This is a genomic window from Rhodopirellula sp. JB055, from assembly GCF_043100905.1.
Lineage (GTDB): Bacteria > Planctomycetota > Planctomycetia > Pirellulales > Pirellulaceae > Rhodopirellula.
Genome location: NZ_JBICHO010000029.1, coordinates 1 through 3,995 on the forward strand (window position 1 = coordinate 1; position 3,995 = coordinate 3,995).

Here is a 3,995-nt window from a genome sequence, read left to right on the forward strand (position 1 = left end):
TTTGGACTCGCTGCTCATGGCTTTGACGTCCAGATGCAAACCGATGTGATCATCGCCAATCATGCGCGCCAATTCGACTCCTTCGTCCGCCGTGTTCAGGAAATCACCCTCGGTCGGCCCAAGCGGCTCAAGCGCGATGCGGACACCGTGTGAGTGCAGAGCCGGGATGACTCCTCGCAGCACTTCTGCGGCGTTTTCCATGGCTTCTTCGGTCGATTGGCCTTCGGTTCGATTGCGTTGCTGAGGCGAACCGAGCACCATGATTTTCCCGCCCAGGTCGGAACAAAGCTCCGCCAGGTCGCTGAGGTAAGACGTTGTGCTGGCCCGCGTGATCGCGTCCCGTGTCGTCAGGTGGTACCCCTCCGTTTTCGCGAGCAACCAGTGCAAACCAATGCATTGCATTCCCGCTTCGCTGACTTGTTCCCGGTAGGTGCGCCGATCCGATTTGGAGAATGCGGAGATATCATCGGCCAACATGAACGGGGCGACTTCCCATCCGGTGTATCCAGCTTCGCGAGCGATGCGGAGTGCATCTTCGACGGGCATATCACCAAACGTTTCGTTGCAGATTGCGTAACGGAAAGGCATGATTCAGAGCGATCTTCAAATTTTGAGTTTTGGGTCGGGATCTGGTCCTGTCTTGGTCAGACAATGTAGGCTGTCACGCCCCAAGATGGCAGACGTGCAACAAAAATCGATCGTGGGAGTATGCTTCTTTCGCTTTTCACTGCCGTTCTTTCCGATTCCAATGCTTTCAACCGATTGAAACGATGATCCGTCGAATCACGCACCTTCACACCTCTCTGGCAATCACGCTCGCAATCGTGTTTCTGCCTTTGGGTTGTTCGCCCACGCCCCGGTCCAGTTCACCAGGGCCAGCCGATCCTGATGCGCCCACGGAGTTCACCACGACGGAATCCGGGTTGAAGTACCGCATTCTTCGGGTTGGATCAGGCGACAAACCCGGCCCCGAAAGTTTTGTGACGGTGGACTACGTCGGGTGGCTGGACAGCGGTCGCGAATTTGACAGTTCATACAACCGCCGCGAAGCAACGGATTTCAATCTGTCGAGTGTCATCCCGGCCTGGACCGAAGGCGTCCAATTGGTCGGCGAAGGCGGGATGATCGAGTTGGAGGTTCCACCGGAACTGGGGTACGGAGCCATGGGCAGTCCACCGACCATTCCCCCCAACGCGACGTTGCACTTCAAAGTCGAACTGCACGACGTGCGCTGAATGCACGACGTCCGCTGAAAACGAAGCATCGATTCAATGCGTGCCCATCGGTCCTGTGGACGCGGCCGTCGCGTTCATTGGCCAATCGGCAGTTGGACGTCGATCGAGACCATTCGATGATCGGTCGCTCGAATTTGCTCTCCCAACTTCGTCTTCTCATCCGGCCACACAACGCCAGAACGAATGACGTTCAGATTGTTGGAAGGCAACACATAGTCGACTCGAATTTCGTTGCGACCGAATTTGGCAGTTGAGATGCCGTGCAGAGGGCTGGTCGGTTGCGGGTCTTCGACGCGAGGGTTGCTGAGCAAATTCGCGATGCCACTGCGCAAGCTATCGCCTTGCTTGGGATCGGAGTTCAAATCACCCGCGATCACGAACGCTGGCGAAACGCCGGGCAAATCGTTTTTCAATCCGCCGGTGTTCCCATTGTCGTCCACAATCCAGTCGGCGTTTGGCTGGCTGATGTATTCGTTCCAAAAACGAATTTCATCGTGATTGCGTTTTCCGTTGCGATCTTCGGCGCCGTCAAACACGGGCGGCGTCGGATGGCTGGCCAGCAAGTGCAACCGGCGAGGCTTGCTCTTCTGATCGTCATGTTTTGCCGCTGGATCGAAACCTGGGACCAAAATCGGAACATCGACATGGTTTTTGCTCGACAGTCTCAGTGCCTGCCAAACCTCGTCGCTGTGGTAAGGCTGATTCGACACAGGATCAATCGGACGCAATGCACCCGGCAACGTTGCCCAACGGAATGTTTGAAAGGAACGGACTGAGTCTTGGGCAATCGGAAACTGGCTGAGGATCGCCATCGCGTACTGGCCAGGATACTGGCCGAAACCGTGAGCATCGGAGGGCAGTTCCACGTCGCCATCACCGTTCAAGTCCAACTCTCCCAGCAAACCGGTGTTCGTTGGGATCGACCAGCGGTACGGGTATTTGATCGGCGATTCTCCCTGCGCCAGATAACCGTCGGCGAACGCGCTTAGCGTGCGTCCATCCGATTCGTGGTCAATTTCGCAGAGCAACAAAATGTTTGGGCGAACCGCTTGAATCACATTCGCCAGATCAATGCCTTGCGGGTCATTTCCCAAGACCAACCGTTTTGCAACCTCTCCAGCTTCTTTCTCGTACAGCGAAACGTTGAAAGATGCGATGCGAAGCGTGTTGATTGGTTTTTCCACCGGCGATTGTGTCGTCAAAATGTCGGGCCTAGTTGGAACGACTTGCGCAGCGCCCTGCTGCGTGAGAGTAAGCATCCAAAGGCAGAAAACCGCCTGAGCCAAACGCAAATTCATAAATCACCTGGACGGGGGGACGCTACAATGCGCGGAACGCACGACTGTGTCTGTTTTCGCAGGCTGACGTGCGTCTGACAATGATGTGACTTCAATTGCCCCGGTTTACGTTGAATTTGAATCCCGGAGATCCAGTGAAAGAAGAAGCCAAGATTCACGCGGCCGGCCGGACGGACGTGGGACAACGTCGGAGCGACAATCAGGACCAATTTCTGATTGCCGAGCTGCGGAAGTCAATGAAGATCCACTCCACCAGCTTGCCGCTCGACCAAGAAGCCATGCTGTTTGGCGGACGCAGCGGGCAATTGTTGGTGGTCGCCGATGGAATGGGCGGTCACGCGTCGGGGCGGCACGCCAGCAACTTGGCGATCGATCACTTGATCTCGCAGTTGCTCAACGACATCCACTGGTTCTTGCATTTGGATGAGGATCACGATGAAGCCTTCATCGAATCGCTGAAGGCCCTGCTGCAACACACGCACACCAAACTGCTGTCAGAATCCGAAGGCGTTGCCGAGCATCGAGGGATGGGGACCACGTTGACGTTGGCCTATGTCGTCTGGCCGCGAATGTACGTCGTTCACGCCGGTGACAGTCGTTGTTACCTGATCCGCACTGGAAAGTGCAAACAACTGACGACCGATCACACATTGGCGAAACAGTTGGTTGACGCCGGTGGGATGAAACCGGAAGACGAAGCGGGAAGCCGGTGGTCCAATGTGCTGTGGAACGTATTGGGCGGCCACGGGCACAATGATCTGATCGCGGAAGTTCACCGAGTCGAATTGGAAGAGAACGACACCGTGATTTTGTGCAGTGATGGACTGACGCGTTACATCGACGAAGCCGTGTTGTTGGCGGTTGCCAATCAGTACGGAGATGACTTGGAGGCCATGACCGAACACTTCGTCGCGTTGGCCAATGGCGCCGGTGGAGTCGACAACATCACCGTGGTGGTCAGCCGCCCAGGGGCGAGTGAAACCAGGACGCAAGAAGGCGAACTGCCCCGTTCGGTTCCTCTGATCCGATTGGACGACGAGACTGATCTGCAAACCGGTTCCGACGAAGCCCTGAGCCTGAAAGAACTTCGAGAATTCGCGAATGAGGACACGCTTCCCGACGAGCGTTGAGTTCCCAGGACAGCGATTCTCGAAGCCATCGTTCTTTGTTCACGGCCCCTTGGTTTGCGACGGCAATCTAGTGGTCTGTCACGATCTATTTTTAGGGTCGTGGACGAGGCGACGAGTCCTGAACTGGAGTCAAAACCAAGGACTCGTCGCCTGGTCCACTACGATCAACCCTCACTCTTAGCTTAGACAGACCGCTAGAACGATTTTTCCGGTTTGGAGGGTCATGCCGGCTGGAGAAACATTCTGTGTTCATTTTGAAAGAAGTGGAGCTCTTACCCCCCGAAATTGGCTGGCATGTTTGTTGAGTGCCCCAACGCAAGTCGGCTTCAGGA

The 3,995-nt window shown here is 55.8% G+C and carries 4 protein-coding genes; 2 read left to right on the forward strand and 2 right to left on the reverse strand.

Annotated features, from left to right (window positions below):
• A partial coding sequence (locus ACF8AM_RS00865; RefSeq protein WP_392553810.1) for a sugar phosphate isomerase/epimerase family protein occupies positions 1-588 on the reverse strand: 588 nt, incomplete at its 3' end.
• A gap of 182 nt (positions 589-770) precedes the next feature.
• On the opposite strand from ACF8AM_RS00865, the gene ACF8AM_RS00870 reads away from it, so the two are divergent.
• The gene (locus ACF8AM_RS00870) at positions 771-1,235 is read left to right on the forward strand and encodes an FKBP-type peptidyl-prolyl cis-trans isomerase (protein WP_392553811.1); all 465 of its coding nucleotides are present in this window, start codon (positions 771-773) and stop codon (positions 1,233-1,235) included.
• Between the two features lie 74 nt (positions 1,236-1,309).
• On the opposite strand, the gene ACF8AM_RS00875 is transcribed toward ACF8AM_RS00870, so the two are convergent.
• A complete protein-coding gene (locus ACF8AM_RS00875) occupies positions 1,310-2,419 on the reverse strand; it encodes an endonuclease/exonuclease/phosphatase family protein (protein ID WP_392553812.1) in 1,110 nt (369 codons plus the stop codon).
• A 224-nt stretch (positions 2,420-2,643) separates the two neighbouring features.
• Between ACF8AM_RS00875 and ACF8AM_RS00880 the strand changes: the two genes are divergently transcribed.
• On the forward strand, positions 2,644-3,663 hold the full coding sequence (locus tag ACF8AM_RS00880) for a PP2C family protein-serine/threonine phosphatase (RefSeq protein ID WP_392553813.1): 1,020 nt from the start codon (positions 2,644-2,646) through the stop codon (positions 3,661-3,663).
• Positions 3,664-3,995: the final 332 nt, after the last annotated feature.

Coding starts and splice junctions, on each gene's coding strand:
- ACF8AM_RS00870 (WP_392553811.1), top strand. CDS start 771: ATGATCCGTCGAATCACGCACCTTCACACCTCTCTGGCAATCACGCTC.